Origin of the sequence: Chelativorans petroleitrophicus (assembly GCF_025398195.1) — a bacterium.
GTDB lineage: Bacteria > Pseudomonadota > Alphaproteobacteria > Rhizobiales > Rhizobiaceae > Chelativorans > Chelativorans petroleitrophicus.
The window spans coordinates 193,051-218,270 of sequence record NZ_JAODNV010000004.1 but is presented as its reverse complement, the minus strand read 5'-3'; the positions used below and the strand labels follow the sequence as shown (position 1 = coordinate 218,270).

At 63.5% G+C, this 25,220-nt stretch carries 28 protein-coding genes; 8 read left to right on the top strand and 20 right to left on the bottom strand.

The genetic code is table 11. The features are described 5' to 3' along the window. Positions 1-32: 32 nt before the first annotated feature. The 5 genes from NYR54_RS02925 to NYR54_RS02905 form a co-directional block, all read right to left on the bottom strand. Positions 33-1,055, bottom strand: coding sequence for a sugar ABC transporter substrate-binding protein (locus NYR54_RS02925; RefSeq protein WP_423738551.1), 1,023 nt, complete (start codon positions 1,053-1,055; stop codon positions 33-35). Between the two features lie 14 nt (positions 1,056-1,069). Beyond that, complete coding sequence (locus tag NYR54_RS02920) at positions 1,070-1,888, bottom strand: ATP-binding cassette domain-containing protein (RefSeq protein WP_261513955.1); 819 nt, start codon at positions 1,886-1,888, stop codon at positions 1,070-1,072. Next, positions 1,881-3,059: an ROK family transcriptional regulator gene (locus tag NYR54_RS02915; RefSeq protein WP_261513954.1), complete on the bottom strand. Its 1,179-nt coding sequence runs from the start codon at positions 3,057-3,059 to the stop codon at positions 1,881-1,883. Before NYR54_RS02915 ends, NYR54_RS02920 begins: the two co-directional genes overlap by 8 nt. 226 nt (positions 3,060-3,285) lie before the next feature. After that, complete coding sequence (locus NYR54_RS02910) at positions 3,286-3,498, bottom strand: hypothetical protein (protein WP_261513953.1); 213 nt, start codon at positions 3,496-3,498, stop codon at positions 3,286-3,288. A 21-nt stretch (positions 3,499-3,519) separates the two neighbouring features. Further along, complete coding sequence (locus NYR54_RS02905) at positions 3,520-3,885, bottom strand: hypothetical protein (protein ID WP_261513952.1); 366 nt, start codon at positions 3,883-3,885, stop codon at positions 3,520-3,522. Here NYR54_RS02905 and NYR54_RS02900 point away from each other — a divergent pair, their 5' ends adjacent. The 3 genes from NYR54_RS02900 to NYR54_RS02890 all read left to right on the top strand — a co-directional run bounded on the left by NYR54_RS02900 (position 3,886) and on the right by NYR54_RS02890 (position 7,015). Then, positions 3,886-4,884: a BMP family lipoprotein gene (locus NYR54_RS02900; RefSeq protein ID WP_261513951.1), complete on the top strand. Its 999-nt coding sequence runs from the start codon at positions 3,886-3,888 to the stop codon at positions 4,882-4,884. 126 nt (positions 4,885-5,010) lie between these two features. Continuing rightward, the gene (locus tag NYR54_RS02895) at positions 5,011-6,393 is read left to right on the top strand and encodes a M20/M25/M40 family metallo-hydrolase (protein WP_261513950.1); all 1,383 of its coding nucleotides are present in this window, start codon (positions 5,011-5,013) and stop codon (positions 6,391-6,393) included. A 4-nt stretch (positions 6,394-6,397) separates the two neighbouring features. Further along, positions 6,398-7,015 carry a ribonuclease D gene (locus NYR54_RS02890; RefSeq protein ID WP_261513949.1) on the top strand — a complete coding sequence of 206 codons (618 nt, stop codon included), beginning with the start codon at positions 6,398-6,400 and terminating at the stop codon, positions 7,013-7,015. Positions 7,016-7,021: 6 nt separating this feature from the next. Here the strand turns inward: NYR54_RS02890 and NYR54_RS02885 are convergent, their stop codons facing one another. Next, positions 7,022-7,924, bottom strand: a complete 903-nt coding sequence (locus NYR54_RS02885; protein ID WP_261513948.1) for a ribokinase — start codon at positions 7,922-7,924, stop codon at positions 7,022-7,024. Positions 7,925-8,038: 114 nt separating this feature from the next. Next, on the bottom strand, positions 8,039-9,058 hold the full coding sequence (znuA, locus tag NYR54_RS02880; RefSeq protein WP_423738558.1) for a zinc ABC transporter substrate-binding protein ZnuA: 1,020 nt from the start codon (positions 9,056-9,058) through the stop codon (positions 8,039-8,041). Between the two features lie 130 nt (positions 9,059-9,188). Here znuA and NYR54_RS02875 point away from each other — a divergent pair, with 130 nt between their 5' ends. From NYR54_RS02875 to NYR54_RS02865, 3 genes are read left to right on the top strand one after another with little or no spacing between them, the layout of a single operon-like run. Beyond that, positions 9,189-10,010: an ATP-binding cassette domain-containing protein gene (locus tag NYR54_RS02875; RefSeq protein ID WP_261514073.1), complete on the top strand. Its 822-nt coding sequence runs from the start codon at positions 9,189-9,191 to the stop codon at positions 10,008-10,010. Then, positions 10,003-10,821, top strand: a complete 819-nt coding sequence (locus NYR54_RS02870) for a metal ABC transporter permease (RefSeq protein WP_261513946.1) — start codon at positions 10,003-10,005, stop codon at positions 10,819-10,821. The genes NYR54_RS02875 and NYR54_RS02870 overlap by 8 nt, the downstream gene beginning before the upstream one ends. Next, a complete protein-coding gene (locus NYR54_RS02865) occupies positions 10,818-11,228 on the top strand; it encodes a Fur family transcriptional regulator (protein WP_261513945.1) in 411 nt (136 codons plus the stop codon). The genes NYR54_RS02870 and NYR54_RS02865 overlap by 4 nt, the downstream gene beginning before the upstream one ends. Positions 11,229-11,230: 2 nt before the next feature. Here the strand turns inward: NYR54_RS02865 and NYR54_RS02860 are convergent, their stop codons facing one another. From NYR54_RS02860 to cpaB, 7 genes are read right to left on the bottom strand one after another with little or no spacing between them, the layout of a single operon-like run. After that, positions 11,231-12,232 carry a type II secretion system F family protein gene (locus tag NYR54_RS02860; RefSeq protein WP_261513944.1) on the bottom strand — a complete coding sequence of 334 codons (1,002 nt, stop codon included), beginning with the start codon at positions 12,230-12,232 and terminating at the stop codon, positions 11,231-11,233. Position 12,233: 1 nt separating this feature from the next. Further along, positions 12,234-13,238 carry a type II secretion system F family protein gene (locus NYR54_RS02855; protein ID WP_261513943.1) on the bottom strand — a complete coding sequence of 335 codons (1,005 nt, stop codon included), beginning with the start codon at positions 13,236-13,238 and terminating at the stop codon, positions 12,234-12,236. Further along, positions 13,238-14,773 carry a TadA family conjugal transfer-associated ATPase gene (locus tag NYR54_RS02850; protein WP_261513942.1) on the bottom strand — a complete coding sequence of 512 codons (1,536 nt, stop codon included), beginning with the start codon at positions 14,771-14,773 and terminating at the stop codon, positions 13,238-13,240. The genes NYR54_RS02855 and NYR54_RS02850 overlap by 1 nt, the downstream gene beginning before the upstream one ends. A 3-nt stretch (positions 14,774-14,776) precedes the next feature. Further along, the gene (locus NYR54_RS02845; protein WP_261513941.1) at positions 14,777-16,054 is read right to left on the bottom strand and encodes a CpaE/TadZ family protein; all 1,278 of its coding nucleotides are present in this window, start codon (positions 16,052-16,054) and stop codon (positions 14,777-14,779) included. Positions 16,055-16,074: 20 nt separating this feature from the next. Continuing rightward, on the bottom strand, positions 16,075-16,779 hold the full coding sequence (locus tag NYR54_RS02840; protein ID WP_261513940.1) for a CpaD family pilus assembly protein: 705 nt from the start codon (positions 16,777-16,779) through the stop codon (positions 16,075-16,077). A 16-nt stretch (positions 16,780-16,795) separates the two neighbouring features. Then, positions 16,796-18,352: a type II and III secretion system protein family protein gene (locus NYR54_RS02835; RefSeq protein WP_261513939.1), complete on the bottom strand. Its 1,557-nt coding sequence runs from the start codon at positions 18,350-18,352 to the stop codon at positions 16,796-16,798. Further along, positions 18,349-19,161, bottom strand: coding sequence for a Flp pilus assembly protein CpaB (gene cpaB, locus NYR54_RS02830; protein ID WP_261513938.1), 813 nt, complete (start codon positions 19,159-19,161; stop codon positions 18,349-18,351). Before cpaB ends, NYR54_RS02835 begins: the two co-directional genes overlap by 4 nt. Positions 19,162-19,407: 246 nt before the next feature. On the opposite strand from cpaB, the gene NYR54_RS02825 reads away from it, so the two are divergent. Next, complete coding sequence (locus NYR54_RS02825; protein WP_261513937.1) at positions 19,408-19,755, top strand: hypothetical protein; 348 nt, start codon at positions 19,408-19,410, stop codon at positions 19,753-19,755. A gap of 94 nt (positions 19,756-19,849) precedes the next feature. Here the strand turns inward: NYR54_RS02825 and rpsU are convergent, their stop codons facing one another. From rpsU to cysG, 6 genes are all read right to left on the bottom strand, one after another. Beyond that, positions 19,850-20,077, bottom strand: coding sequence for a 30S ribosomal protein S21 (gene rpsU, locus NYR54_RS02820; RefSeq protein WP_261514071.1), 228 nt, complete (start codon positions 20,075-20,077; stop codon positions 19,850-19,852). Positions 20,078-20,284: 207 nt separating this feature from the next. Next, positions 20,285-20,827, bottom strand: a complete 543-nt coding sequence (locus tag NYR54_RS02815) for a DUF934 domain-containing protein (protein WP_261513936.1) — start codon at positions 20,825-20,827, stop codon at positions 20,285-20,287. Between the two features lie 40 nt (positions 20,828-20,867). Then, positions 20,868-21,605, bottom strand: a complete 738-nt coding sequence (locus tag NYR54_RS02810) for a phosphoadenylyl-sulfate reductase (protein WP_261513935.1) — start codon at positions 21,603-21,605, stop codon at positions 20,868-20,870. Further along, positions 21,580-23,253, bottom strand: a complete 1,674-nt coding sequence (locus NYR54_RS02805; protein ID WP_261513934.1) for a nitrite/sulfite reductase — start codon at positions 23,251-23,253, stop codon at positions 21,580-21,582. The genes NYR54_RS02810 and NYR54_RS02805 overlap by 26 nt, the downstream gene beginning before the upstream one ends. An 11-nt stretch (positions 23,254-23,264) precedes the next feature. After that, positions 23,265-23,573: a DUF2849 domain-containing protein gene (locus tag NYR54_RS02800; protein WP_261513933.1), complete on the bottom strand. Its 309-nt coding sequence runs from the start codon at positions 23,571-23,573 to the stop codon at positions 23,265-23,267. Continuing rightward, positions 23,570-25,015 carry a siroheme synthase CysG gene (gene cysG, locus NYR54_RS02795; protein ID WP_261513932.1) on the bottom strand — a complete coding sequence of 482 codons (1,446 nt, stop codon included), beginning with the start codon at positions 25,013-25,015 and terminating at the stop codon, positions 23,570-23,572. The genes NYR54_RS02800 and cysG overlap by 4 nt, the downstream gene beginning before the upstream one ends. A gap of 18 nt (positions 25,016-25,033) precedes the next feature. On the opposite strand from cysG, the gene NYR54_RS02790 reads away from it, so the two are divergent. Beyond that, positions 25,034-25,207, top strand: coding sequence for a hypothetical protein (locus NYR54_RS02790; protein WP_261513931.1), 174 nt, complete (start codon positions 25,034-25,036; stop codon positions 25,205-25,207). Positions 25,208-25,220 lie beyond the last annotated feature (13 nt).

Genomic DNA, 25,220 nt, shown 5'->3' with positions numbered 1-25,220 from the left:
CGGCTCTTTCGATCGGGTTGCGCCTTACGCCGTTATTCCACCGGCTTGATAGGGTCGCTCGGCGGGGTCAGGTTGCCCCAGAAGCGCGGCTCGTCCACATTCTCTGCAGTGATCGCGGCACCTGGAATTTTCAGGTTCGGCCCCCATTCCTCGATGGTGATTTCCGATTCGAGGCCCAGCACATTGTACGTGCCGGGCTTGATCTCCTCGCCATTGACCACCTTGTCGGCGAACATGGCGATCGCGGCCGCCTGCGCATAAAGCGGCTGCTCGACCTCAACCTGCTCCCATCCCTGGCGGATAAGGTCTAGCCCAACGGGCGCGCCGTTGGAGGAGACGAGCAGCACGTCGCCTGGCTGCTTACCAGCGGCCTCCAGCGAGGCCACGGCGGCGACGGCCAGATGCGCGGCATGCACGAAGATCAGGTCGATATCGGGATTGGCCAGAAGCTGGTCAGCGACGATGGAGCCGGCGTTCGAAGCCTCCCACTGCATGGCAGGCAGGGAGATGATCTCCACCTCCGGATGGTCAGCCATGCGCTCCTCGAAGCCCTTCTGGATGTCGAGCGTATAGGGATCTCCCGGATCGCCCAGCACCTGAAGGACCTTGCCGGAAACGGACCCGTTCTTCTCCTCCAGGAGGCGCTGGATCTCCGCGGCCGCCACATGGCCGATCTCGACCGTACCGGCCACCGAAGTGAAATCCACCTTGGTGGAGGTGACTTGCCGGTCGAAGACCATGACGGGAATGCCCGCCTCCCGCGCCTGCTCGATCGCGGGCGCCAACGCGTTGAAGTCCACCGGCGCGATGACGATCGCCGCGGGATCCAGCAGGATCGTGTCGTTCATCTGGCTTTGCTGAAGATCGGTCTTGTTGTCCGCGTTCAGCGTCACCGTTTCGTAACCCACCTGCGCCAGGAAGCTTTCGATGGCGTTGACGGACTCGGTCTGAAATTCATCAAGCAGCGTGGGCACCATGTAGTAGATCGTGCCCTTGTCCTGGGCGAATGCCGAGGACGCAAGCATGGCACCGGCAAGTACGGCGCCTGCGAACATTCCAAAAACTCTCCTCATTGACTGGACTCCCTCTCGCCAGTTGCCGGACTGCTGTTCCCCTGATCCCTGCCCTTGCCGGCGCCGGACAGGGTTCCTCCTGTGATCATGTCGATGACCTGCTCGGGCGTCGTCTCATCGGTTCTCACGTCCCCCGCGACCCTGCCGTGCCGGATGACGATGATCCGGTCGGCCACTTGAAAGGCCTGAGCCATGATGTGTGTGATGATGACGACGCCGATGCCGCGCGCGACCACCTGACGGATCATATCCAGCCCGCGCCGGGTCTGCTCGACGCCCAGCGCGGCGAAAGGCTCATCGAGCAGAACCAGCTTACCGCCCCAATGGACGAAGCGGTTCAGCTCAATGGCCTGGCGCTGCCCGCCCGACAGATGCTCCACATTGGTCCTGAGCGAAGGAATTCGGGTTCCGGCATCGGCCAACGCCTTCGCCACCACCGCTTCCATCGCCCGCTCCTGCAGGATCGGAATGCCGAAAAACCGCTTCGTGATCTCCCGGCCCATGAAGAAGTTCGCCACCACATCGGCATTGATGCAGAGGGAGAGATCCTGATAGACCGTCTCGATGCCCGCTGCCTTCGCCTCGGCCGGCGAGGCGAAGTCGCGCGGCGTGCCCTCCATGATGATCCTGCCGCTACTTGGCCGCAGCCCGCCGGAGATGATCTTGACGAGAGTGGACTTACCGGCGCCGTTGTCGCCCAAGAGCGCGACGACCTCGCCGGCGCGGATTTCCATGTCCACGCCCTTCAGCGCCTCGATCGCGCCGAAATTCTTGCTGATCGCCTCTAGCTTCAGAAGCGGCGGATTCTCACTCAACGCGCGCTCTCCCCGTCCTTGCAAAGGGGTCGCCCGCCGCCCGGTTGGCGGCCGCCTGGGGCGGGCCAGCAAAGCGTGGCGACAGCACCTGCGTGATGGCAAGCGAGGCCGCCCCGCGCAGCACGGCATCGGTGCCGCACCGTGAGAGGATGACCCGCGGGTGGCGCCGGTCGCGCCGCGCGGCGAGCGAATTGGGCAGGCTCGCCGTCAAGGCGAGCAACTTCAGCCGTAGTTCTACGGGCGCGAGCCCGCCCAGCACGATGGTTTCCGGATCGAAGAGATTCTCGATGGTCACGATCGCCGCGCGCAGCAGGGGCGCGACCTCCTTGAGCCACTCCGCCTCGCCGATGACGGCGGTTCGGCGAACATAGGCCTCAAGCGAGAGATAGCGCTCAAGACAGCCCCGGTTCCCGCACGGGCAGGGATCACCGTCCGGCACGAGCGGAATGTGCCCCACTTCTCCGGCGTTTCCCCAAGCGCCGCGCACCACCTGCCCGTCATAGATGACGCAGCCGCCGAGGCCGACGCCCAGGAACAGATGATAGAAATTGAACAGCTCCTCCCCCACGCCGTAAAGGCGCTCGCAATGGGCCGCGGCAGCGCTGTCCACCTCCACGAAGGCCGGGCAGCTGACGGCGTCTCGAAGGCTTTCATAGACGTCCACGCCCGCCCATCCCTCCATGGTGGTGGGCCCAACGAAGCTCATGGATTCGATATCGAAGGGGCCGGGCATGGCCATGCCCACACCGATGAAGCGCTCCCGCGGACAGTCCGCTCTCAGCTCCGCTACCATGGCGCCGATGCGGGCGAACGCCTCTTCCGCGGACATTCGCGGCGCTTCGACGGCCCGGCGCGAGAGCACCTTGCCGCAAAGATTGACGAGGCCAGCCTCAAGCCCGCGCGGCGTGACATACACGCCGCAGGCATAGCCGCCATCCGGGTCGATCTCGAGAACGGGGGCGGGAAAGCCTCTCCCCTTTGGCACGCCTGGGCGCAGTCGCACGAAACCGCGCTCCTGCAGCTCTGAGGTGATGGTCGAGACGGTCTGGATCGTCAGGCCGACGTGCCGGGCGATCTCGGCACGCGACAGAGGACCATGCTGGCGTATCGTCTCAAGCACGATACGCCGGTTATGCGGCCGTCCCACTTCCTGGTTCGTGCCTTTGAGCATCGCCCAGCCTCCTCCGAAATCGACCGTAACGCAAATGCCGGTTTTAAGTCAAATGAACTGAATTAAATTCGCTGGCGTGCTTCATCACTGCCGGGCAACGATCATTGCTTCGACACCGGACCCATGATTCTCGAACGTGATTAAGAGCCGGCGTGTCATCGCCGCTTCATACACGGCGGGGAGCCGGTCGTGATTACCGGTTCGCCCGGGAATACGGAAGCAAGAATCAAGGATCCAGATCATCCCGGCGTTCATGAAATGCCCCCGGCCCGTGGATGCCGTAGGAGATCTCACCGTTAAGGCCGATCTTGTCGGTAAGCTTCATTTCCCCGACGACACCGGCCCGATCATTCCGGTCGATGTCGCCGGAGCGGTCGAGCGTGCCTTGGGCAAAGGCATAGACGCGCCTGTGGTTATCGATCTGGTAATCCACGCGCACGCCGGCATCGAGGCGGAGCCATCATAGCCGGACTTGGACGCCGCAATCGCCCGCGGCAACATCAGTTTCGGTGTAGGAGACGCCGAAGGACAGCTTCCAGTGCTCATCGAACTCATAGGAGACGCTACCCTTACCGTTGCGCCAAATTTGCCCGTCATCGTCGGTGAAATCATCGTAGGCGAAACCGAGGGCAAGCCGGCTCGTGAGGTCCAGCTCGCCATCGACGAAGTGACCGGCTTTAGAAGAGCGTTCTGTTTCGGGTATCAATTTATGCGTGAATTTTGCTGCGCCCCGTGCAAAAGTGCGCTCAGGCGGGGTATAGCCCTGCCGGGGCCGGGGCAGAAGCCGCACCGGTCCGTGCCAGGAAACCGACAGGGTGTGGATCACATGAAGCGTATCGTTCTCGGCCTTCTGGCCGCAACCGGAATGGCCACGGTAGCGATGGCCCAGGAGGATTTTTCTCCGGCCGTGCTGTACGATCTCGGCGGCAAGTTCGACAAATCCTTCAACGAATTGGCCTATACGGGCGCCGAGCGGTTCAAGGAGGAGACCGGCATCGCGTATGCCGAGTTCGAGATTTCCAACGACGCCCAGCGCGAGCAGGCGCTCCGCCGCTTTGCCGAGCGCGGCCACAATCCCATTGTCATGGCCGGCTTCACCTGGGTGGAATATCTGAACCGCGTCGCGCCCGAATATCCCGACGTGGACTTCGTCATCATCGACGACAAGGTGGACCAGCCCAATGTACGTTCCGTCGTCTTCAAGGAGTATGAAGGCTCGTACCTCGTCGGCGTTCTGGCGGCTCTTGCCTCCGAGACGGGCACGGTGGGCTTCGTCGGCGGCATGCAGGTCCCGCTCATCGGCAAGTTCGAATGCGGCTATGTGGGCGGCGTTAAGGCCACCAATCCCGACGCGACCGTGATCCGCAACTATACCGGCGATACGCCCGCGGCCTGGAACGATCCCACCAAGGGCGCGGAGATCACCCGCACGCAGATCGATCAGGGCGCGGATGTCATCTATCACGCGGCCGGCGGCACCGGGGTGGGCGTTCTCCAGGCGGCGGCCGATGCCGGGAAGCTGGGCATCGGTGTGGACGCCAACCAGAACTACCTGCATCCGGGCCACGTGCTCACCTCCATGGTGAAGGGTGTCGACGTGGCGGTCTACAACGCCTTTATGGACGCCATGAACGACCAGTTCACCTACGGGCTGCAAGACCTTGGGCTTGCCGAGGGCGGCGTCGGCTACGCGCTTGACGAATACAATGCTGAGCTGATCACGGACGAGATGAAGGCGGCGGTCGAGGAGGCCGAGGCGAAGATCATCTCCGGCGAAATCCAGGTTCACAACTTCCTGGAGGACAATTCCTGCCCTTACTGGTAAGGGACGCATTGAAAACGGAAAAAGGGGGGCCGTCCGCGGCCCCTTTTAACATGAGCCGAAGGCAATGCGCCGCACAGTGCGGGGCAGCCGCCTCCGGCAGAAGCGAGACAACGAGAGGCTTCCAAAATGTCCGACATCGCGCCCGTTCTCGAACATCTCGACAAGTCGATCGACAAGAGCCTTGAACGCCTTTTCAGCCTTCTTGCCATCCCGTCGATCTCCACCGACCCAGCCTACGCGGCGGAGTGCCGCAAGGCGGCCGAATGGCTGGCGGACGACCTGCGCTCCATCGGCTTCGACGCCAGCGTGCGCGAGACGGCGGGTCATCCGATGGTCGTCGGTCACCATGACGGAGAAGGGCCGCACGTGCTCTTCTACGGTCATTACGATGTGCAGCCCGTCGATCCGCTTGCCTTGTGGGAGAGCGATCCTTTCGCGCCGGCGGTGAAAGAGGTCGAGCCGGGACGCAAGATTATCACCGGGCGCGGCACGTCCGACGACAAGGGCCAGGTCATGACCTTCGTGGAGGCCTGCCGCGCCTACAAGGCGGTGCATGGCCGGCTGCCCTGCAGGGTGACGGTTCTGTTCGAGGGCGAAGAGGAATCGGGTTCGCCATCCTTAATTCCGTTCCTTGAGAAACACGCGGCTGAGCTGAAGGCCGATTTCGCGCTGGTCTGCGACACCTCCATGTGGGACCGGGAGACGCCGGCCATCTGTATCGGCCTGCGCGGCCTCGTCGGCGAAGAGGTGACTGTCCGGGCAGCCGACCGCGACCTGCATTCGGGCTTCTTCGGCGGCCTCGCGGCCAACCCGATCCACATCCTAGCCAAGGCTCTCGCCGATCTGCACGACGAGGAGGGCCGCGTCACCATTCCCGGATTCTATGACGGCGTGGAGGAGACGCCGGCGGAGGTTCTGAAGAGCTGGGAGGCGCTCAACTGCACCGCCGAAAGCATGCTCGGACCCATCGGTCTTTCCGTGCCGGCCGGCGAAAAGGGCCGCTCCCCGCTGGAGCTAGTCTGGGCGCGTCCTACAGCCGAGGTCAACGGCATTTCGGGCGGCTATACGGGCCAGGGCTTCAAGACGGTGATCGCATCCGAAGCTTCGGCCAAGGTCTCGTTCCGTCTCGTGCACAAGCAGGACCCAGACAAGATTCGCGCCGCGTTCCGCGATTTCGTGCGCGCCCGCGTTCCTTCCGACTGCTCCGTGACCTTTGCACCCCACGGCGGCTCGCCGGCCATCCAGCTTAGGCATGATTCGCCGTTCGTAAGGCAGGCTCAGGATGCGCTCACCAAGGAGTGGGGCAAGCCGGCGGTTGCGATCGCCATGGGCGGGTCCATTCCCATCGTCGGCAGTTTCCAGAACCTTCTGGGCATGGAGTCGCTGCTGGTCGGATTCGGCCTCGCGGACGACCGCATCCACTCGCCCAATGAGAAGTACGAGCTTTCCTCCTTCCACAAAGGCCAGCGCTCCTGGGCGCGGATTCTGACGGCCCTGGCGCGCGGATAGAGCCATGACGATCCGATTCCACCAGAACGACCTGCCGGACCTTTCCCGCTACGATGTCGAGGCTGTCGCCATCGACACAGAAACGCTCGGCCTGAAACCGCACCGCGACAGGCTCTGCGTCGTGCAGCTTTCGCCAGGGGACGGCACGGCGGATATCGTGCAGATCGCGGCGGGGCAGAGCTCGGCGCCCAATCTTACCGCGCTGCTCGGCAATCCCAAGATCACCAAGCTCTTCCACTATGCCCGCTTCGACATCGCGGTGCTCTACCACACCTTCGGTGTCATGCCGGAGCCGGTTTTCTGCACCAAGATCGCATCGCGGCTGACGCGCACCTATACCGACCGGCACGGGCTCAAGGACATCTGCCACGAGCTTCTGGGAGTCACGCTGTCTAAGGCGCAGCAGTCCTCCGACTGGGCGGCAGAGAAGCTTTCGCCGGAGCAGCTCGAATATGCCGCTTCCGACGTGCTTTATCTTCACCGCCTGTGCGATGTCCTGCGCCAGCGGCTGGAGCGCGAAAACCGTATGGCCGTGGCCGAGGCTTGCTTCCAGTTCCTGCCCGCCCGCGCCAGGCTTGATCTGATGGGCTGGGAGGACACGGACATCTTCGCCCACAGTTGAGCGGCATCAGAGCCGGACCATCAGCTCGTCCACCTCCACCCGCAGGGGAATCGCAGGCTGTGCGCCGGGCTTGAGGCAGGCCAGGGCGCCGGCCACTGCTGCCTGCCGCAGGGCGGCTTCGAGTTCCAGGCCTTCCGCAAGGCCGGCGGCCAAATAGCCGCAGAACGTATCACCCGCACCGACCGTATCGACCGGCGTGATGGAGGGTGCGGGCACATGCAGGAGGCCCTGCTTGGTGGCCGCAAGAACGCCTTTCGCGCCCAGCGTCACGACAAGTCTCCGCCCCGTCCTGTGGGCAAAGGCGCGCATCTTATCCTCGCGGTTCGCCCCTTCGAGGGCGAGTTCGGTGGCATAGAGGTCGAACTCCGTTTCGTTCGCGATCACATAATCCGCAAGCACCAGAAAACCGGCCGCCTCCGCATGGAAGGGCGCGGTGTTGAGCAGGGAGACCGCACCGGCAGAACGCGCCGCGTTCAGGGCCGCCTCCACCGTGGAAAGCGGTATCTCGTGCTGCAGGAGAACGAAGCCTCCCTCGCGGAGACCCGCCGCCTCCGCATCCTGAGGCGAGACCTCGCCATTGGCGCCCGGAACGACAGCGATCATGTTCTCCCCATCGCCGCCCACCAGGATCATCGCCGTTCCTGTCGGGGCGGCGGTCTCCTTGACGTACGCAAGATCGACCCCGGCATCGGCAAGAAGGCTGAGCGCTTCAGCGGCAAAGGCGTCCTTGCCCACGGCGCCAACCATCCGCACGGCGGCGCCCGCCCGGCGCGCCGCGAGCGCCTGATTAGCGCCCTTTCCGCCGGGTGCGGTGGAAAAGCCGTGGCCGGGTACGGTCTCGCCCGGCGCCGGCAGCCTCTCCACACGGGCAATGAGATCGAGATTGATCGAGCCGATGATGGTGATCACGGTGCGCTTCCCCCAAAGATTCGGGGAAAGCTAGACGTTTCGTGGCCTGCCGGGAAGAGCAGGCGGACACGATCATTCCGATAGGCACGAGTAGCGGGGTGCCCCTGCACGAGATTACCGGCCAGACAGGCAACCCGCCAGCGACCGGGCCATATTGCTGACAAGTGTGAAATAGAGCTCCGGGCCGTCTTCGATGTCCGCGCCCAACGGATCGAGAACACCCGTACGAACGTTCGTTCCCTCGGTCACGACATCGATGAGCTTGGGTTCGAACTGCGGTTCGGAAAACACGCAGGAAGCGCCAAGATCGATGATCTTCTCGTGTATTTCGGCGAGGCGCCGGGCGCCGGGTGCCGTCTCCGGGTTGACCGTGATGGAGCCGGCGGCCGAAAGGCCGAACCGGCGTTCGAAATAATGATAGGCATCGTGAAAAACGACGAAGGGCTTTTCCCGCACACCGGCCAGAATTGCCTCTGCCTCAGCCGTGAGAGCGTCGAGCCTCGCTTCCACCTTCCCTGTATTTGCCTGGTAGGCTTCGGCATTGCCGGGGTCCTCCTCGGAGAGAACGGCAGCGATCCGGCGCACCATCAGCCGTGCGTTTTCCGGATCGAGCCAGATATGCATGTCCTTGCCCGCGAGCGCCCCATTATCCCCATGCCCGCCGCGCTCGTGGTTTTCATGCGCGTGCCCTTCATGCTCATGCTCGTGATCATGGGCATTGGACTGATGACCATCATGATGGCCTGCCTCGTCCTCATGTGCGTGGGCCTCGAAGGCGCCGCCCTCGCGCAGATCAAGCAGCCTAAGCCCGGACGTCTCGGAAAGCGCGACGACCCTGGCCGTGCCCGCAAGAGTATCGAGTGGCGCTTCCAGGAAGAGCTCAAGGCCTGGGCCGGTCCAGAAGACCACCTTTGCCTTCTCCAGCATCGCCGCCTCGGAAGGCCGCATCGAATAGGTGTGCGGGGAACCCGCCCCTTTAGCCAGCAGCTGCGGCTCCGCAACGCCTTCCATCACCGCGGCCACCAGCGAGTGTACCGGTTTGATCGACGCCACAACGCCGTCAAGGGCGAGGGCGGCGGTGGCGGGAAAAAGCGGCACCAGCGCGGCGGCAAGGACAGCCAGGCTCCTACTCATCATCCGTGTTCTCCGGGAAGTTGAATGTTATGACATTACATATCGCTTGCGTAATGCTATAACGTGTGCCATACGGCTTCGCAAGGAGGTGCCGAAGGTGCTGCAGTCTTATCTGAATGCGGAAGGCGCCATGCTGGTGGAAATGAAAAACGCCGGTGTCCGCAGGGGCGGACGATGGCTCGTCCGCGGCGTGGACCTTGCAGTCAGGCGGGGCGAGATCGTCACCCTCGTGGGGCCCAACGGTTCGGGCAAGAGCACGACGGTCAAGACCGCCATAGGCGTGCTGAAGCCGGATGAGGGCACTGTCGTACGGGCACGCGGCCTGAAGGTGGGCTATGTGCCGCAGAAGGTGAGCGTGGACTGGACGCTGCCCTTGACGGTGGGCCGCCTGATGCAACTGACGGGTCCTTTAAGGACCGATGCGATGACGGAGGCGCTGGAGGCGGTTGGGATCGCGCATCTTGTAAATATGGAGGTCCAGGCGCTGTCGGGTGGCGAATTCCAGCGCGCGCTGCTTGCCCGCGCTTTGGCGCGCAAGCCGGATTTGCTCGTGCTGGACGAGCCAGTGCAGGGTGTCGATTTCTCTGGCGAAATAGCTCTCTATCAGCTTATCCGTGAACTGCGCGACCGCACGGGTTGCGGCATCCTGTTGATCTCCCACGACCTGCATGTGGTGATGGCTCAAACCGATATGGTGGTCTGCCTGAACGGCCATGTGTGCTGTCGCGGCACGCCCGAGAGCGTCGTGAGGAGCCCCGAATACACGCGGCTGTTCGGCTCGCGTGCAGGTGAGACGCTGGCGATCTACCGTCACCATCACGATCACACCCACCTGCCGGACGGCCGCGTGAGGCTGGCGGACGGCACGATTGCCGAAGACTGCGGGGATGGCCACAATCACCATGCCGGGGAGGCGGAGAAGGATCTGGCCGCGGAGCGGCATGATGCTTGACGACTTCTTCACGCGCGCCCTTGTCGCAGGAATCGGCCTGGCACTGGTGGCGGGTCCGCTCGGCTGTTTCGTGGTTTGGCGGCGCATGGCGTATTTCGGCGATACGATGGCCCATTCCGCCCTTCTGGGGGTGGCGCTCGCCTTCCTGCTCCAGCTCGAATTGACGGCCGGCGTCTTCATCGTCGCGGGAATCGCCTCGCTGGCGCTCGTCCTTCTGCAGCGGAAGGGAACGCTGTCCACCGACGCTCTCCTCGGCATCCTTTCCCATTCCACGCTGGCCCTGGGGCTGGTGATGATCGCCTTCATGAGCTGGATTCGCATCGACCTCATGGGCTTCCTTTTCGGCGACATCCTCGCCGTCTCCCGCTTCGACATCGCCGTGATTTATGCTGGCGGAGCCGTGGTGCTGGCCGTACTGGCGTGGCTGTGGCGGCCGCTATTCGCAGCCACCGTCAATATTGAGATCGCGGAGGCGGAGGGTCTCAAGCCCGAGCGAGCCGAATTTGTCTTCATGCTTCTTATGGCCGCCATGATCGCCATCGCCATGAAGATCGTCGGAATTCTTCTGATTACGTCACTGCTCATCATTCCGGCGGCCGCAGGCAGACGCTTCGCCTCCACCCCGGAAACCATGGCTATCTCGGCCTCGCTCTGCGGAGTGGCGGCAGTGGCAGGGGGGCTTACCGCCTCGCTTCATTTCGATACGCCTTCAGGCCCATCGATCGTGGTCGCCGCCCTGCTTATCTTTCTTGTGAGTGTGGGTTCATTTCCCGTCCTGAGACGGGTCATGGGCAGGAGTCATGGCGCATGAGCATGCATCACGACCTGACGCGCAACCAGGCGCTCGTCTTCGAGGCGCTCAACCGGGCGGAGGGGCCGCTCAGCGCCTATACGATCCTGGATCTGCTTCGCGAAGAAGGTTTCCGTGCCCCCCTCCAGGTCTACCGGGCGCTGGAAAAGCTACAGGAGCTTGGGCTCGTCCACCGGCTGGAAAGCCTGAACGCCTTCGTTGCCTGTGCCGACCCGGATTGCCATCGTCACGAGGTGATCGGGTTCGCGATATGCGAGACCTGCGGCCGCGTCGATGAATTCGCCGACGCGGAACTGCAGGCGAGGCTGGACGGATGGGTGGATGCGCACGGCTTCAAGCCTGCAAAGACGGTCATCGAAATCCGCGGCATCTGCGCGGCCTGCACCGAGCCCGCGCAAACGGCCTGATGTCAGTTCCCCATGACGCCGCTGCCGGTGAGCTGAATGGCCGCCGGGCCGAGAATGATGGCGAACAGCACCGGCAGGAAGAACAGGATCATCGGCACGGTGAGCTTGGGCGGCAGGGCGGCCGCCTTTTTCTCCGCCGCGTTCATGCGCGCGTCGCGGCTTTCACTTGCAAGCACGCGCAGCGCGTGGCCAACGGGCGTTCCGTAGCGCTCGGCCTGGATGAGCGCCTGGGAGACGCTTTTGACCGTTTCGAGCCCAGTGCGGTTGGCAAGGTTCTCATAGGCTTGCCGGCGCTCCTGAAGGAAGGAAAGCTCGGCATTGGTAAGCACGAATTCCTCGGCCAGCGCGACCGATTGCGAGCCTATCTCCTCCGCCACGCGGCGGAACGCCGCCTCGACGGACATGCCCGATTCCACGCAAATCAGCAGCAGGTCGAGCGCGTCGGGCCACGCGAGCTGGATCGATTTCTTACGCTTGGTAGCCCGGTCGGAGATATAGAGCACCGGCGCATAGAAGCCCGCATAGGCCGCCAGTATGCATGCGAATATGCGTATGAACGGCGGTTGCTGTGAAAGCGCACCGAGCCCGAAAATCCAGAACGCCGCTATCGCCAGGCCGACGAAGGGCAGCACAAGGCGGAAGAAGAGGAACTTCGTCAGCGGGCTCTGGCCGCGAAAGCCAGCTGTTCTGAGCTTGGTCACGGTGGCTTCATCGGCGAGCGCCCTGCGCAAATCGAGCCGGTCGACGATCGCGCGCATGCGTGAGGCGTCCTGCTGCCGCAGCCCGCCGCGCCGGCGCCGGTCGGCCTCGGCGGCCAGCCGCGCGCGCTGTTTGGCGCGCAGTTCCTCGCGCTCCAGCGCCACTGATTTCATGCGCGCCTTGAGCGTGTCGCCGCCGACCACCGGCAGGATCGTAAAGACCGTCGCGAAGACGGCGATGGACACCAGAAGCGCGAGCAGGAAGCTCGGATCGGTGAGCGTATTGACCACGTAATCGGCGCTCACGCTACACCTCGAAATTCATCATCTGGCGCATGACGAAGATGCCGATGCACATCCAGACGGCCGAGACGCCGAGGACGAGATGTCCAGCGCTCGTGGTGAAAAGCGGCATGATGTACCCGGGGCTGGTGATGTAGACGAGGACCGCCACGACGACCGGCAGAGCGCCGATAATGGCGGCGGATGCCTTCGCCTCCATCGAGAGCGCCTGCACCTTCGCCTTCATCTTCTTGCGGTCCCGCAGCACGCGCGACAGATTGCCCAGCGCCTCCGAAAGATTGCCGCCGGACTGGCTCTGGATCTGGATGACGATGCCGAAGAAGTTGGCCTCGGGGCAGGGAATCGTCTCCGACATGCGCATGGCGGCTTCCGCCATGGATAGCCCGAGCTGTTGGGCCTCCACCAGCCGGCGGAACTCGGACTTCACGGGCTCGCGCGCTTCCGCGGCGATCATGCGCACCGCATCGTTGAGCGGCAGGCCGGATTTAACGGCGCGCACGATGACGTCGAGCGCATTGGGGAACTCGTCCAGAAAGGCTTTCACGCGCCGCTTGCGCAAATAGGCCACGATCCAGCGCGGTATGCCGAAGATGCCCGCCAGCAGGGCACCGGGAACCACCCACAGCGGCGCGCCCGCAATCAGGGCGAGGAACGCAAGAAAGATACCGCCGGCCGTGCTGAGCATATAGAAACGCCGCATGGGCATCTCGATTCCGGCCTGATGAAGCTGGATCTTGAGCGGCGGCCTTGTGAGATACCTGTCGCGGTCCTTCTGTCTGGCTTCGAGTTCGCTCAGCGATTCCTGGATGGTTCTGCGGCGCCTGGCCGCCTCACTGGCGCGCTCACGCGTGGCGCGAATCACATTACGGTCGGTTTCCACCCGCTTCACGGATTCCAGCCGCTGTTCGGCCTTCCGCTCCGCGGAGATCGTATTGAACATCAGCGCATAGGCCACCGCCGCCGCGCTCACCGCAGCAAGCAGAACGAAGCCCAGCAACGAGAGGTCCATCAGTCCGCCTTCTTTTCCATGGCCTCGAGGGCAGCCGCCAGCCGCGCCTCCTCGCCGAAATAGCGCGCGCGCTCCCACAGCGCTGGCCGGCCGATGCCGGTCGATACATGCTTGCCCAGAATGCGCCCGGAGGTGTCCTCGCCCCTGATGTCGAAAAGCATCAGATCCTGGGTGACGATGACATCGCCCTCCATGCCGACCACCTCAGTGATGTGGGTGATGCGGCGCGAACCGTCGCGCAGGCGGGCCGCCTGGATGATGACATCCACGGAGCCGACAATGATTTCGCGCACCGTGCGCTGCGGAAGCTGGAAGCCGCCCATTGCCACCATGGATTCGATGCGGTTCAGGCATTCGCGCGGGCTGTTGGCGTGGATCGTGCCCATGGAGCCGTCATGGCCCGTGTTCATGGCCTGGAGCAGATCGAAAACCTCAGGCCCGCGCACCTCGCCCACGATGATGCGCTCCGGCCGCATGCGCAGGCAGTTGCGCACCAGTTCGCGCATGGTGACCTCGCCCTCGCCTTCCAGATTCGGCGGCCGCGTCTCCAGCCGCACCACATGCGGCTGCTGGAGCTGCAGTTCGGCCGAGTCTTCGCAGGTGATAATGCGCTCGGTCGGGTCGATGAACCGGGTGAGGCAGTTGAGCAGCGTGGTTTTGCCCGAGCCCGTGCCGCCGGAGATGATGACATTGCAGCGCACGCGGCCAATGATTTTCAGAAGCTCTGCGCCCTCGGGCGAAATGGAGCCGTAACGGACGAGCTGATCGAGCGTCAGCTTGTCCTTCTTGAATTTGCGGATGGTGAGCGACGGGCCGTCAATCGCCAGCGGCGGGGCAATCACATTGACACGCGACCCATCCGGCAGGCGCGCGTCGCAGATCGGGCTCGACTCGTCCACGCGGCGGCCCACCTGGCTAACGATACGCTGGCAGATATTGAGAAGCTGCTGGTTGTCGCGGAAACGAATGTTCGTTTCCTGCACCTTGCCGTCAACCTCGATATAGACGTTGTGGGCGCCGTTCACCATGATGTCTGCGATGTCGTCCCGCGCCAGCAGCGGCTCTAGCGGTCCGAAACCCAGAACGTCGTTGCAGATATCGTCGAGCAGTTCCTCCTGCTCGGCGATGGACATCGCGAAATTCTTGATCGCAATGATGTCGTTGACGATGTCGCGGATTTCCTCGCGCGCATTGTCGGCGTCGAGCTTGGCAAGCTGCGAAAGATCGATCGTGTCGATCAGCGCAGAGAAGACCTGCGCCTTGGTATCGTAGTAGCTTTCACTGCGCTCGCGCGGAACGCGCGCCGTGCCGCTCGACGGTGCAGAGCTCTGCTCGGCGGCGCGGCTGGGCGGCGCGCTTCGGGCCGCCGGTGCGGCGCTACCCGGCGGAATTGGCACAGCCGAGGAGCCGGACAAGGGGCCGGCAGGCGCGGGCTCGGGAGCGACGATCGTTTCGCCGTCCGCCAGCCCTGGCCGGAGGCCGGCAGGCCTTGCCGAACCGTTCGTGCCCGCGCCCGTGCTTCTTCTACCGAACATGGCCTACTTCCTGGTCAGCCTGCCGAAAAGCGCCGACAGGCCGGTCTTCTTCTTCGGTTTGAGCTCACGACGGCCGGTCAGTACATGCGCCAGTTCGTTTATGGTCTGGACGATGGGGTGGTTGCGGTCCATCTCGCCCAGCATGCGACCGTTATTAGCGGCCTTGCCGAAAAGCTGCGGCTCGAACGGAATGACTGCGAGCGGCGTGATCTCGAGAGCGTCGGCGAAATCGTCGACACTGATCTCCGGGCGTTTGGGTACGCCCGACTGGTTGATGATCAGCTTCGGTGCCCCGTCATTAGGTCGTAGCTTGCGAAGCGTATCGACCAGATTCTTCGCATTGCGTAGATTGGCGAGCTCGGGCGTGGCCGTGATCACCACATCGTCGGCGCGCGCCAGCGTGGTCTTCGACCAGCCCGTCCACATATGCGGCACGTCGAGCACGACCAGCGGAGCCGTGCGCTGTGCGGTGTCGATGATCTGGGAGAAGGCCTCCGGATCGAAATCGTAGGGCCGGTCGAGCGTGGAAGGCGCCGCAAGCAGCGAAAGCCGCTCCGCGCATTGCGCGAGCAACCGGTCGAGGTAGACCTCGTCGATCCGCTCCGGCGAGAACACGGCTTCCGCAATCCCCTGCGCCGGATCCTGGTCGAAATTGATGTTGGCCGTGCCGAATGGAAGGTCCAGATCGGCCACCAGCACTTCGCTCTCGAACAGGCGCGACATGGCCCAGGCGAGATTGTGCGCCAGGGTGGAAGAGCCCACACCGCCCTTTGCACCGGTGAAGGCGATGGTGCGCCCTAGGGGCGCGGCCTGCGGATCAACAAAAATGCCGGCGATCACGCTGATGATGTCAGCCATGGAAACCGGCGCCACCACATATTCGGAGATGCCGGCGCGGATCAGCTCGCGGTAGAGCCACACGTCATTGTAATGACCGATGACCACTACCTTGGTGTCGGGATCGCAGACTTCGGCAAGCTTGCCAAGGGCGGAGAGCAACTCCTTGGGCTCGGAGCGCGATTCCAGAATGATGAGATTGGGCGTGGCGGCGCTCTGGTAGAACTCGATCGCCGTCGCAATGCCGCCCATATGCACCTTCAGATGCGCCTTGGCCATGCGGCGGTCCTGCGCGGCCCGCTCTATGGGATCGGCGATGGCCTCCGTCTCGCAGAAGGCCTGAATGGAGATGCGCGGCACCGGGCGCAGCGCCTGCAGCACCTCGGTTTCCTGCTCGGGGCTCCAGCGCTCCGGGTGTTCGGTCTCGTAGGCAAGATCGGACATCGCGTGCCTGCGTTGGTTGGTTAATAGAAGACTTCGCTGTTTTCCCTGACGGCGTCCGAGACCTGCCCGGCTTTATACTGAGGCTCGGGCACGCCCCGGTATCTCTCGATCCCGCCGGTGCGGTTTTCCGCATCGATCGTAGTCTGCTTGCGCGGACCCAGGAAATCCATCGGGTTGGCCACCTGGGCAGCAAGGTTGTACTGGTAGGAACAGCCGAAATTGGCATAGTTCCGGTTCTGGTAAGTATTGAGCATGTCGTCAGGCCAGCGTCCGCAGGGCTCCACGGAAGCGGAAAGCTTTCCGTAGGAGAGGCGGATCGGTGCGGTGACCTCGCCGCTTGCGTCATAGGGCAAGATTTGGAGGTAACCCTTGGATACACCACGCCGCTGCAGGAAGGCGGCAAGGTCATCCGCCACACCCTTCGCCGCGCCGCTGTTGGCGGAACCCTCCGGGACGAGAATCGTCATCACGGAGGGGCCGCTGTCGCCGTAATCCTCCAGGAACGCTTCCACTGTCGCCTTTTGCTGGGGCGATAGCCGGTGCGAGAGGATCCTCACCGGAATATCGAGCGTCTTTTCGGTTTCCCTCAACACGATGGGGTGGCGGGTGCGGTAGTCGTCCGGCACGGCGCCAACGGTGACGGAGTCGCGCCCGGCGCAGCCGGAGAGCAGACCCGCAGCCACAACAAGGATCGGCGCCGCCTTCTTTGCTTGGAATAGGAACATGGCTTGCCCCTCCCCATCACTTGTAGATGTAGCCCACGACGCCGTGATATCGGCCGTCGGGCAGATTGGTCTTCATCGTCCCGTAGATGCGGTTGACACGGCCAAGGAATGTTCCGGCGCCGTCGCTCGGCGGGTTGAAATTGTCGTCCGGCTTGACGAGCGCAGTGCGCGCCACCGGCCGCGAGAGATAGGGCGTGACAATGACAACGAGCTCGGTCTCGTTGCGCACGAAGTCGCGGCTGCGGAAGAGCGTGCCGAGCACCGGCACCTTCGACAGGCCCGGCAGGCCGCTGATGGCCTGGCGCACGTCGTCCTGCACGAGGCCGGCGATCATCATGGAGCCGCCGGACGGCAACTCCACCGTCGTGTCGGCGAGCCGCTTGCGGATGGAGATCAGGTTTGTGCCGGCTGTGTAGCCTCTACCCCGCCGGAATATACCCTCACCGCCGCTTGCGGCGACGCTGCCCTGCATCGTTGGCTCGGACACCTGCGTGCGGATCTTCAAGCTGATCCGCCCCGCCGACAGCACCGTCGGCAGGAATTCGAGGCCGATGCCGTATTCGATCTTTTCGACTTCGTAGCTGCGCCCCTGATCGTCCGAGTCGATCTCCGTGACGAGATTGAATTCGCCGCCGACACGGAAGGTGGCCTTTTCGCCGGAAACCGCCGTCAATGCCGGCTCAGCCAGCGTCTTCATCACACCGGCCTGTTCCATGGCGTTGATATAGGCGTCGATCAGCGAGCCCCCGAGCGCCAGCTGGGAGGAGGAGATGGGCTTGCCGAGGCCAAACACGCTGTCGGAAATCGCGCCCCAGGTGATGCCGTCCACAGAGCCGCTAGCGATCATGTTCACGCCGAGCTGCTTCATCACCGAGCGGCTGACTTCGGCGACCGTGACCTTCAGCGTCACCTGGTCCTCCCCCAGGATCTGCAGCATGTTGATGATCTTGCTTCTCTGGCGCTGCCCGTCAGGATTGTTGATGTCGACGCCGCCGCCATCGGTGGGTGCCGCCGCTGTGAGCGCATATTGTCCCGTGGTGGCCTCGCCGCCGGTGACGAAGGCCTGCGCGAGCTGCGCGGCGCGCATGGCGTCAAGCGGCGTCTCCACAGTGCCCGTCAGCACGACATTGTCGTTGATCAGCTCGACATGGATGTCGGAGTTCGGGACGAAGCGCTTGAGATAATCCTCAAGCCCCGCGACGTCTCGCTCCACCAGAATGTCGAGGCTGGCGATCTGCTCGCCATTGGGGCCGAAGACGAAGATGTTCGTCTCCCCCACCTGCTTGCCGAAAAGATAGATGCGCCGCGCCGTACGGGTAACCGCATCGGCCACCGCAGGGTTTGCGACGAGAATGTCATAAGCGTCGCGCGGAAGATCCACGACCAGCGACTTGTTGAGCCCGAGCTTGATTCGCTGCGGGGCGGTCCTCGCCTGGATCACGTCCCCCGCATGAGCCGCCGAAGGGAAAAGGGCGGGCAGGCTTGCCGGCACGGCGACAAAGCCGGCTGCGGCCATCAGAAAGGCCGCGCGGCCAATTCGCCGGAAAACTGATTTGCTTGTCTTGGCATTCATCTGGGCGCCCCCACAATCGTGACCTCGCCCGATTTGATCAGGCGGATGCTGTTGCCGCTCCCGGCACCGGTGACGAGATAGGAACCTTGGGTCCCGGCTTCCTGGTCGACATCGGCGATGGATCGCAGGGCGAGCGTTAGGCGGTCGGCCATCTGCTGGGCGGCGGTGATGATCTCCGCCTGCTCCGGCGTCAGCTCCAGCGTGGCCGTCTCGCCCACCTGGACGCGCCGGCCCTCCTCATCCTCATGGATCATCTGGTCGATGGCGAGCACGCGGACGTTTTCCAGAATGGTTTCCGTGATGAAGCCGCTGGCGGTCATGCCGCTGGCGGCCCGCCGCGTCATGATGACGTCCACATAGTCGCCGGGCAGAATGAAGCCGCCCGCTGAGGTGTCGGCCGCGATCTGCGTTGCCACCGCCCGCTTGCCCGGTGGCAGCATGGCGGACATGAAGCTCGAATCAGCGCGAATGAGCTTCGCGCGCCTCAGCGGCTCGCCCGCATAAAGATTGACGCGAGCGATCCCATTGCGCAGCTCCTCCGCAGCGTCGGGTTCCCGGTTGCGCGTGATGAAGTTCTCGTTGACGGCTTCGGCCGGCCAGGGCTGCCAGCGCAGTGCTTCGCCCACCGGCTCGCCCATCGGGACGTCCTGGGCCAGCACGAGCACCTCGGCCAGCTCTATCGCTGGCGTTTCGGGAACAGGCTCCGCCGCAACCTGCTGCTCGGGAGTCGCAAGGTTCTTGGCCATATAGCCCGCGCCGATCGCGGCAAGCGCCGCGACGCCCAGAATAATGATGCGGGACTTGTTCATCGAGCCGCCCCCCGAATCCCCACAAAGCCGCTACTGGTGGCGAAATTGTCCGCTAAAGGTCAAATTAGGGTTAATTTTCCCGTTACACGCGTAATTAATTAAAGGTTGACGTTTTGCTGGCGGATGCGCTTGAGGCGCCTGGCCTGTCTTGGATTAGGGCAGCGATTGATATGGTAAAAAGTGGTGGAGAAAAGCCCTTTATGACCCTTGCCATCCGGAGTTAAGATTGCGAAAGATCACAGTTTTATGAAATATTTACCAAACTTCTACGAATCAGATGTCTTAATCATTGTTCCGGAACGATTTTTGCCCCTAAGGCGTTGTTTCCGGAAATTTGAAGGTAAGTCCTGCAACACGGGAATGACGATGCGGCGCAATAACTACAGGACGGCGGGTGCGCCGGACATTGCGCTTGTCATCAGCCAGCAGATCCGCCGCGCGGAAAACATGCGTTATTTGAACGGCTTGCCCGGTTTCGAGTTGAGACGCGAACTGCCGGCAAAATGGCACGACCTCCTGCGCAAGCTGCAGGAGGCCGAAAAAAGCACTTCACGGCATGGTAATGCGACTGCGGGAAGCGCCAGAGGCCGGTGAATCATTTCAGCGCTTCATAAAAACGCCGAGATGATCCACGTTCTGGCTTCCCGCATTCCGAGGGAAAACAGGTTCCGCTTTTCGGATTGCCTGCCTACGCGGCTTTTTTCTTCTTCGGCAAAAGGCCTTCGCGCTGGGCCTGCTTGCGCGCGAGCTTTCGCGCGCGCCGGATGGCTTCGGCGCGTTCACGCGCGCGCCGTTCCGAAGGCTTCTCATAGGCGCGGCGAGACTTCATTTCGCGAAAAATGCCCTCTCGCTGCATCTTCTTTTTCAGCACCTTGAGAGCCTGGTCTACATTGTTGTCGCGAACGATAACCTGCAATGTTCTTCCTTCTCCTGTTGGTGTTTCAGAAAGGATCGCCGGCTTGGCCGCGAGCAAGTTGGTTATAAGCCGGCATGGAGACGCCGTCAGCAGCGACTCGGAAGGCGCGCGAGCTATAGCAGCATTCGCGCGCCGTGTTACCCCTTATGACAAAATATATAGTGCGCGCGGCCGCAGATTGTAGATGCCCCGCGGATTTTCGCGTGATCAGGCCTGCACCGGAATCCTGCGCCAGGCGTATTTGCTTGGCCGCCCGGGGGTTGCCGCGCTTGGCTGGGAGTAAAGCGAAAGGCCGCCAGGCCGCCCCGCCTTGAGCCGCGCGATCGCCACGGGATTCGTCACCTCAAGGCTGGTGAAACCGCAGCGCAGCATGTGCGAAACCTGGTCGATCAGAACGTCGCCCACCGCACGGATGTCGCCGCGATATCCGTAGCGGGAGCGCAGAAGCTCGGCTTTGGAGTAGCTGCGCCCGTCATTGTAGGCAGGGAAGACCAGCGCCACCAGAAGAAGCCGGTCGAGAAAGGGCACGATCGCATCGAGCGGTTCGCCCGGCGCCAGCTTGACGCCGATTCGCGAAAACGCGTTCTCGCGCAAGGCCGGATCAAGCTCCAGGAAGACGGGGAGCGGCAGGATGACGTTGCCGTTGCCCTCGAGCGCCTCGGCGCTCTCGGCGTGCCGCCACTCGTCTTCGCGAAAACCCTCCGGTGTCCAGAGGCGATGCGCCGGAACCAGGGTATCCTCACTGCTCATGCCGATGCCTCTTTGGAAGACTGCTGATGTCATCGCCAACTCACGCCGCGGTGGTCAGTTCTTCGAGGCCGGGCAGGTGGATGCCGCACTCGGTCTTGGCCCTTCCCGCCCAGCGGCCGCTGCGCGGATCCTCACCGGCCTTCACCGGCTCCGTGCACGGGAAGCAGCCGACGGAGAAGTATCCGAACGCCACCAGAGGATTTTCCCGCAGATTGTGGGCGCGCATATAGGCAGCCTGATCGGCCGTGGTCCATCGGGCGAGCGGATTGATTCGGATTCGCGGGCCGACAGCCTCGAAGACAGGCATCTTCGCTCGGGTTGCCGACTGATACCGCTTGCGCCCGGTGAACCACGCCGCATAGGGCTCCACGGCCCGCGCCATCGGTTCCACCTTGCGGATTTCGCAGCACTGATCCGGGTCGGATGCGTGAAGCTTCCCGTCAGGGTCTCGCGTAAGAAGCGTCTCCTGCCTGGGGTGGATGACGCGCAGATTTTCGAGGCCCAGATCCTCGGCAAGCTGGTCGCGGTATTCCAGCGTCTCGCCAAAATGCTGCCCGGTGTCGAGGAACACCACCGGCACCGACCTGTCCACGCTGGCGACCATGTGCAGGAGCGCTGCCGAATCTGCGCCGAAGGAGGAGATGGCGGCGATCCCGCCGGCATCGCGGAAGCGTTCGACCGCCAGCTCGACAATCGCCTCGGCCTTAAGATGGCCGTACCGGGCGTCGAGCTCAAGCGCCTCGGTTTCGGCCTCAAGCAGCCTTTGCTTCGCTGCCATAAAGCGCCTCCTTGAATGGTGCAGGTCCCAGCCGCCGGTAGGCGGCGAGAAAGGTCTCGGATTTGTCCAGACGATGGCTGAGATAGGTCTCGATGATGGTCTCCACGGCGTCGACGATCTCATCCGGCCCGAAGCCGCGGCCGATGATCTCGCCCAGTGCCGCGTTCTCGTCGCCCGAACCGCCCAGCGTGACCTGGTAGAGCTCCGATCCCTTTTTCTCCACGCCGAGTATCCCGATGTGGCCCACATGGTGGTGCCCACAGGCATTGATGCAGCCGGAGATCTTGATCTTGAGCTCTCCGATCTCCTCTTGCCGAACCGGGTCCGCGAAGCGGGTGGCGATCTGCTGGGCGACAGGGATGGACCGGGCATTTGCAAGCGCGCAATAGTCAAGACCCGGGCAGGCGATGATGTCGGTGACGAGCCCGGCATTGGCCGTTGCGAGCCCGATTTTCACCAGACGGTCGTAGACCTGCTTGAGATCGGCGCGCGCCACATGCGGCAGCACCAGATTCTGCTCGTGGCTGACCCGGATTTCGCTGAAGGCGAATCGCTCGGCAATGTCGGCGACGGCCTCCATCTGATCAGCCGAGATGTCTCCTGGCACCTCGCCGATGCCCTTCAGCGAGATGGTGACGCAGGCATAGTCCGGGTTCTTGTGCGTATGCAGGTTCCGGCTGATCCAGGCAGCAAATCCTGGGTCTTCGGCAGCCGCTTTCGCAACAGCTGCATCCCCCTCGGGCCGGGGCTCGAGAGCGGGCGGTGCGAAATAGGCCTGGATAGCGCGGATGTCTGCCTCAGGAAGCTTCAGTTCGCCGCCTTTCTTGATCCCGGCGAACTCGTGCTCCACCTGGCTTCTCAGCTCCTCCGCGCCTGTCTCGTGCACGAGGATCTTGATGCGCGCCTTCCACTTGTTGTCGCGCCGGCCGTAGAGATTGTAGACACGCAGGATTGCCGTCACATAGGCGAGAAGGTCTTCCTCCGGCAGGAAATCGCGGATCTTCTTGGCGAGAATGGGCGTGCGGCCGAGCCCGCCGCCGACATAGACGGCAAAGCCCAGCCGTCCAGCCGCGTCCTTTTTCAGATGCAGCCCGATATCATAAATCTGAATGGCCGCCCGGTCGCGCTCCGCCCCCGTAACCGCAATCTTGAACTTGCGGGGGAGGAACGAAAATTCCGGATGCAGCGACGACCACTGGCGAAGAATCTCCGCATAGGGCCGTGGATCGGCCACCTCGTCTGCAGCCGCCCCCGCCAGGTGATCGGCCGTGATGTTGCGAACACAGTTTCCGCTGGTCTGGATGCAGTGCATTTCGACCGAGGCCAGATGCTCCAGAATCTCCGGCACGTCCTTCAGCGCAGGCCAGTGGAACTGCAGGTTCTGTCTGGTTGTGAAGTGGCCGTATCCTTTGTCGTAGGTGCGCGCAATATGTGCCAGCATGCGCATCTGCCTGGGCGCCAGCGTGCCATAGGGAATGGCGATGCGCAGCATGTAGGAGTGGAGCTGGAGATAGACGCCGTTCATCAGCCTGAGTGGCTTGAACTGCGCCTCCGTGATCTCGCCGGAAAGCCGCCGCTCAACCTGATCGCGGAACTGGGCGACGCGGGCCTTCACGAAGGCATGGTCGAATTCGTCGTAGCGGTACATCCTGATGATCCTCAGACCAGGGTGACGGCGCGTTTCAGCGCCTGCTTGCCGATTTCGGGATGGATGGTCGGCCCCGCCGCGCGGATGCGCTCGCGCAGGCGCAGCGGACGGATGGCGCCGTCCACAACCTCAACGTCGACCAGTTCGGCGTCTACGACCTCATTGCGCTGAAACGCCACCTCGCCGGTCCTGAGCAGGCTTTCCTCGCCTTCCTTGTCGCGGACGACCCGCGCCTGGCTTATGTCTTCGACCCAAACATCGTCCTCTCCGAGCCACACGGCTACGCCGTCGGTCAGCCGATTTGCCGCGAGAATCTTCATGTGGTCAGCCTCCTTCGGCTTTTCGCCTTGCTGCCGCGCCAGGCGGCAAGCGGCTGTGATCCCTCGAAACTGGCGCCGGCGACCGCATCGCCGATGATGGTGAGCACCGGGCCGGTCAGGTCCACGCGATCCTGAAGGCTTGGCAGATCGGAGAGCGTACCGTGAAACAGCCGGCGCTGCGGCAGGCTGGCATTCTCCGCAACGGCGACGGCCGTGTCCGGCGAAAGCCCCGCCTCCTGCAGGCGCCCGGCCACTTCAGCGGCGGTGGAACGGCCCATATAGACCGCGACGGTGGCCCCATCGATCGCAAGGCGCGCCCAGTCCGGCAGCGCCTCGCCTTTCAGATCGTGCCCGGTGGTGAAGACTAGTGAGGAGGCGACGCCGCGAAGCGTCAAGGGCAGTTCGAAGTCGGCAGCGGCGGCGACAGCTGCAGTCACCCCCGGCACCACTTCATGAGAAATGCCGGCCTCGCGCAGCGCGGCCAGTTCCTCGCCCGCGCGGCCGAAGACCAGCGGATCGCCGGATTTCAGCCGCACGACGCGCTTGCCCTCTCTGGCCAGACGGATGAGGAGCTCATTGATCTCCTCCTGGGTCTTGGAATGGCAGCCCTTGCGCTTGCCTGCAGCGATCCTCTCCGCGTCGCGCCGACCCATCGCAACCACCGCTTCCGGCACCAGCGCGTCATGCACGATAACGTCCGCCTCCATCAGAAGGCGCTGCGCACGAAGGGTGAGAAGGTCTTCCGCGCCGGGGCCCGCGCCGACCAGGGCGACATGGCCTTGCCCGGCAGCCGGGTTTTGCAGCAGCCGTTCGGCCGCTAGCGCCGCGCGTCGGATGTCGCCCGTCGCCACCGCGCGCGCGGGCGTGCCACCGAAGAACGCCTTCCAGAAATGCCGTCTCGGCGCTCCCTTCGGCACGCGCCGTTCCACCGCCTCGCGATAGGATGCGGCGAGCACGGCGAGCCGACCGAGCGATGGTGAAAGCAGCCGGTCGATCTGTGCGCGGATGATCTGCGCAAGCACCGGGCCTGCCCCTTCCGTCCCGACGGCGACGGCAACGGGAGCCCGGTTAACGAGCGCTGGCGTGAAGAAATCGCAAAGCTCCGGGCGGTCCACGGCATTGACCGGAATGGACAGCGATCGCGCGTCATCAACGACGGCGCGGTCGGCCTCTTCCTCGCCCGTGGCGGCGAAGACAAGCGCCGCGCCTTCAAGAAAGGCTTTCCCGTATGGCTCCTGGATGAGCTCTACGCTGTTTGCCGTCGCCCATTCGATCAGCGCGGGCTCGGGCGCCGCAGAGACTACGATCAGCTCCGCGCTCGACTGCGCCATCAGCCGCGCCTTGGCAAGCGCCTCCTCGCCGCCGCCAACGATGACGACGCGCCGGGCTTCCACCCGCATGAAAACGGGAAATGCGTTCAATTTGGCGGGCCCTGCAGCCATGATGGACGAGTCTCCTGGATGACCGGCTGGATTGTGCCTACAGGCTGGCATTTTCAGAAGAAACCCAGTCGCGCCGGAGCATGCCGGTTCAAATCTCTTTTGCGCCTCGTTGCGCAGCAGCAGAAAATTCATCCACTGCCGCCGCGGGTGGAACGCGGCCTCTATTCGAAGCGTTTCGTCAACGGTTACTGATTTGTCGATGGAG

What these genes read in the sequence shown, in the direction of transcription:
- NYR54_RS02825 (WP_261513937.1), top strand. Translation starts at nt 19,408, where the DNA reads ATGAAATATTTACCAAACTTCTACGAATCAGATGTCTTAATCATTGTT.
- NYR54_RS02915 (WP_261513954.1), bottom strand. Translation starts at nt 3,059, where the DNA reads ATGCTCAAAGGCACGAACCAGGAAGTGGGACGGCCGCATAACCGGCGT.
- NYR54_RS02875 (WP_261514073.1), top strand. Translation starts at nt 9,189, where the DNA reads ATGCTGGTGGAAATGAAAAACGCCGGTGTCCGCAGGGGCGGACGATGG.
- NYR54_RS02895 (WP_261513950.1), top strand. Translation starts at nt 5,011, where the DNA reads ATGTCCGACATCGCGCCCGTTCTCGAACATCTCGACAAGTCGATCGAC.
- NYR54_RS02845 (WP_261513941.1), bottom strand. Translation starts at nt 16,054, where the DNA reads ATGTCCGATCTTGCCTACGAGACCGAACACCCGGAGCGCTGGAGCCCC.
- cpaB (WP_261513938.1), bottom strand. Translation starts at nt 19,161, where the DNA reads ATGAACAAGTCCCGCATCATTATTCTGGGCGTCGCGGCGCTTGCCGCG.
- NYR54_RS02835 (WP_261513939.1), bottom strand. Translation starts at nt 18,352, where the DNA reads ATGAATGCCAAGACAAGCAAATCAGTTTTCCGGCGAATTGGCCGCGCG.
- NYR54_RS02810 (WP_261513935.1), bottom strand. Translation starts at nt 21,605, where the DNA reads ATGGCAGCGAAGCAAAGGCTGCTTGAGGCCGAAACCGAGGCGCTTGAG.
- znuA (WP_423738558.1), bottom strand. Translation starts at nt 9,058, where the DNA reads ATGAGTAGGAGCCTGGCTGTCCTTGCCGCCGCGCTGGTGCCGCTTTTT.
- NYR54_RS02800 (WP_261513933.1), bottom strand. Translation starts at nt 23,573, where the DNA reads ATGAAGATTCTCGCGGCAAATCGGCTGACCGACGGCGTAGCCGTGTGG.
- NYR54_RS02870 (WP_261513946.1), top strand. Translation starts at nt 10,003, where the DNA reads ATGCTTGACGACTTCTTCACGCGCGCCCTTGTCGCAGGAATCGGCCTG.
- cysG (WP_261513932.1), bottom strand. Translation starts at nt 25,015, where the DNA reads ATGGCTGCAGGGCCCGCCAAATTGAACGCATTTCCCGTTTTCATGCGG.
- NYR54_RS02850 (WP_261513942.1), bottom strand. Translation starts at nt 14,773, where the DNA reads ATGTTCGGTAGAAGAAGCACGGGCGCGGGCACGAACGGTTCGGCAAGG.
- NYR54_RS02815 (WP_261513936.1), bottom strand. Translation starts at nt 20,827, where the DNA reads ATGAGCAGTGAGGATACCCTGGTTCCGGCGCATCGCCTCTGGACACCG.
- NYR54_RS02855 (WP_261513943.1), bottom strand. Translation starts at nt 13,238, where the DNA reads ATGGACCTCTCGTTGCTGGGCTTCGTTCTGCTTGCTGCGGTGAGCGCG.
- NYR54_RS02925 (WP_423738551.1), bottom strand. Translation starts at nt 1,055, where the DNA reads ATGTTCGCAGGCGCCGTACTTGCCGGTGCCATGCTTGCGTCCTCGGCA.
- NYR54_RS02805 (WP_261513934.1), bottom strand. Translation starts at nt 23,253, where the DNA reads ATGTACCGCTACGACGAATTCGACCATGCCTTCGTGAAGGCCCGCGTC.
- NYR54_RS02900 (WP_261513951.1), top strand. Translation starts at nt 3,886, where the DNA reads ATGAAGCGTATCGTTCTCGGCCTTCTGGCCGCAACCGGAATGGCCACG.
- NYR54_RS02890 (WP_261513949.1), top strand. Translation starts at nt 6,398, where the DNA reads ATGACGATCCGATTCCACCAGAACGACCTGCCGGACCTTTCCCGCTAC.
- NYR54_RS02840 (WP_261513940.1), bottom strand. Translation starts at nt 16,779, where the DNA reads ATGTTCCTATTCCAAGCAAAGAAGGCGGCGCCGATCCTTGTTGTGGCT.
- NYR54_RS02865 (WP_261513945.1), top strand. Translation starts at nt 10,818, where the DNA reads ATGAGCATGCATCACGACCTGACGCGCAACCAGGCGCTCGTCTTCGAG.
- NYR54_RS02790 (WP_261513931.1), top strand. Translation starts at nt 25,034, where the DNA reads ATGACCGGCTGGATTGTGCCTACAGGCTGGCATTTTCAGAAGAAACCC.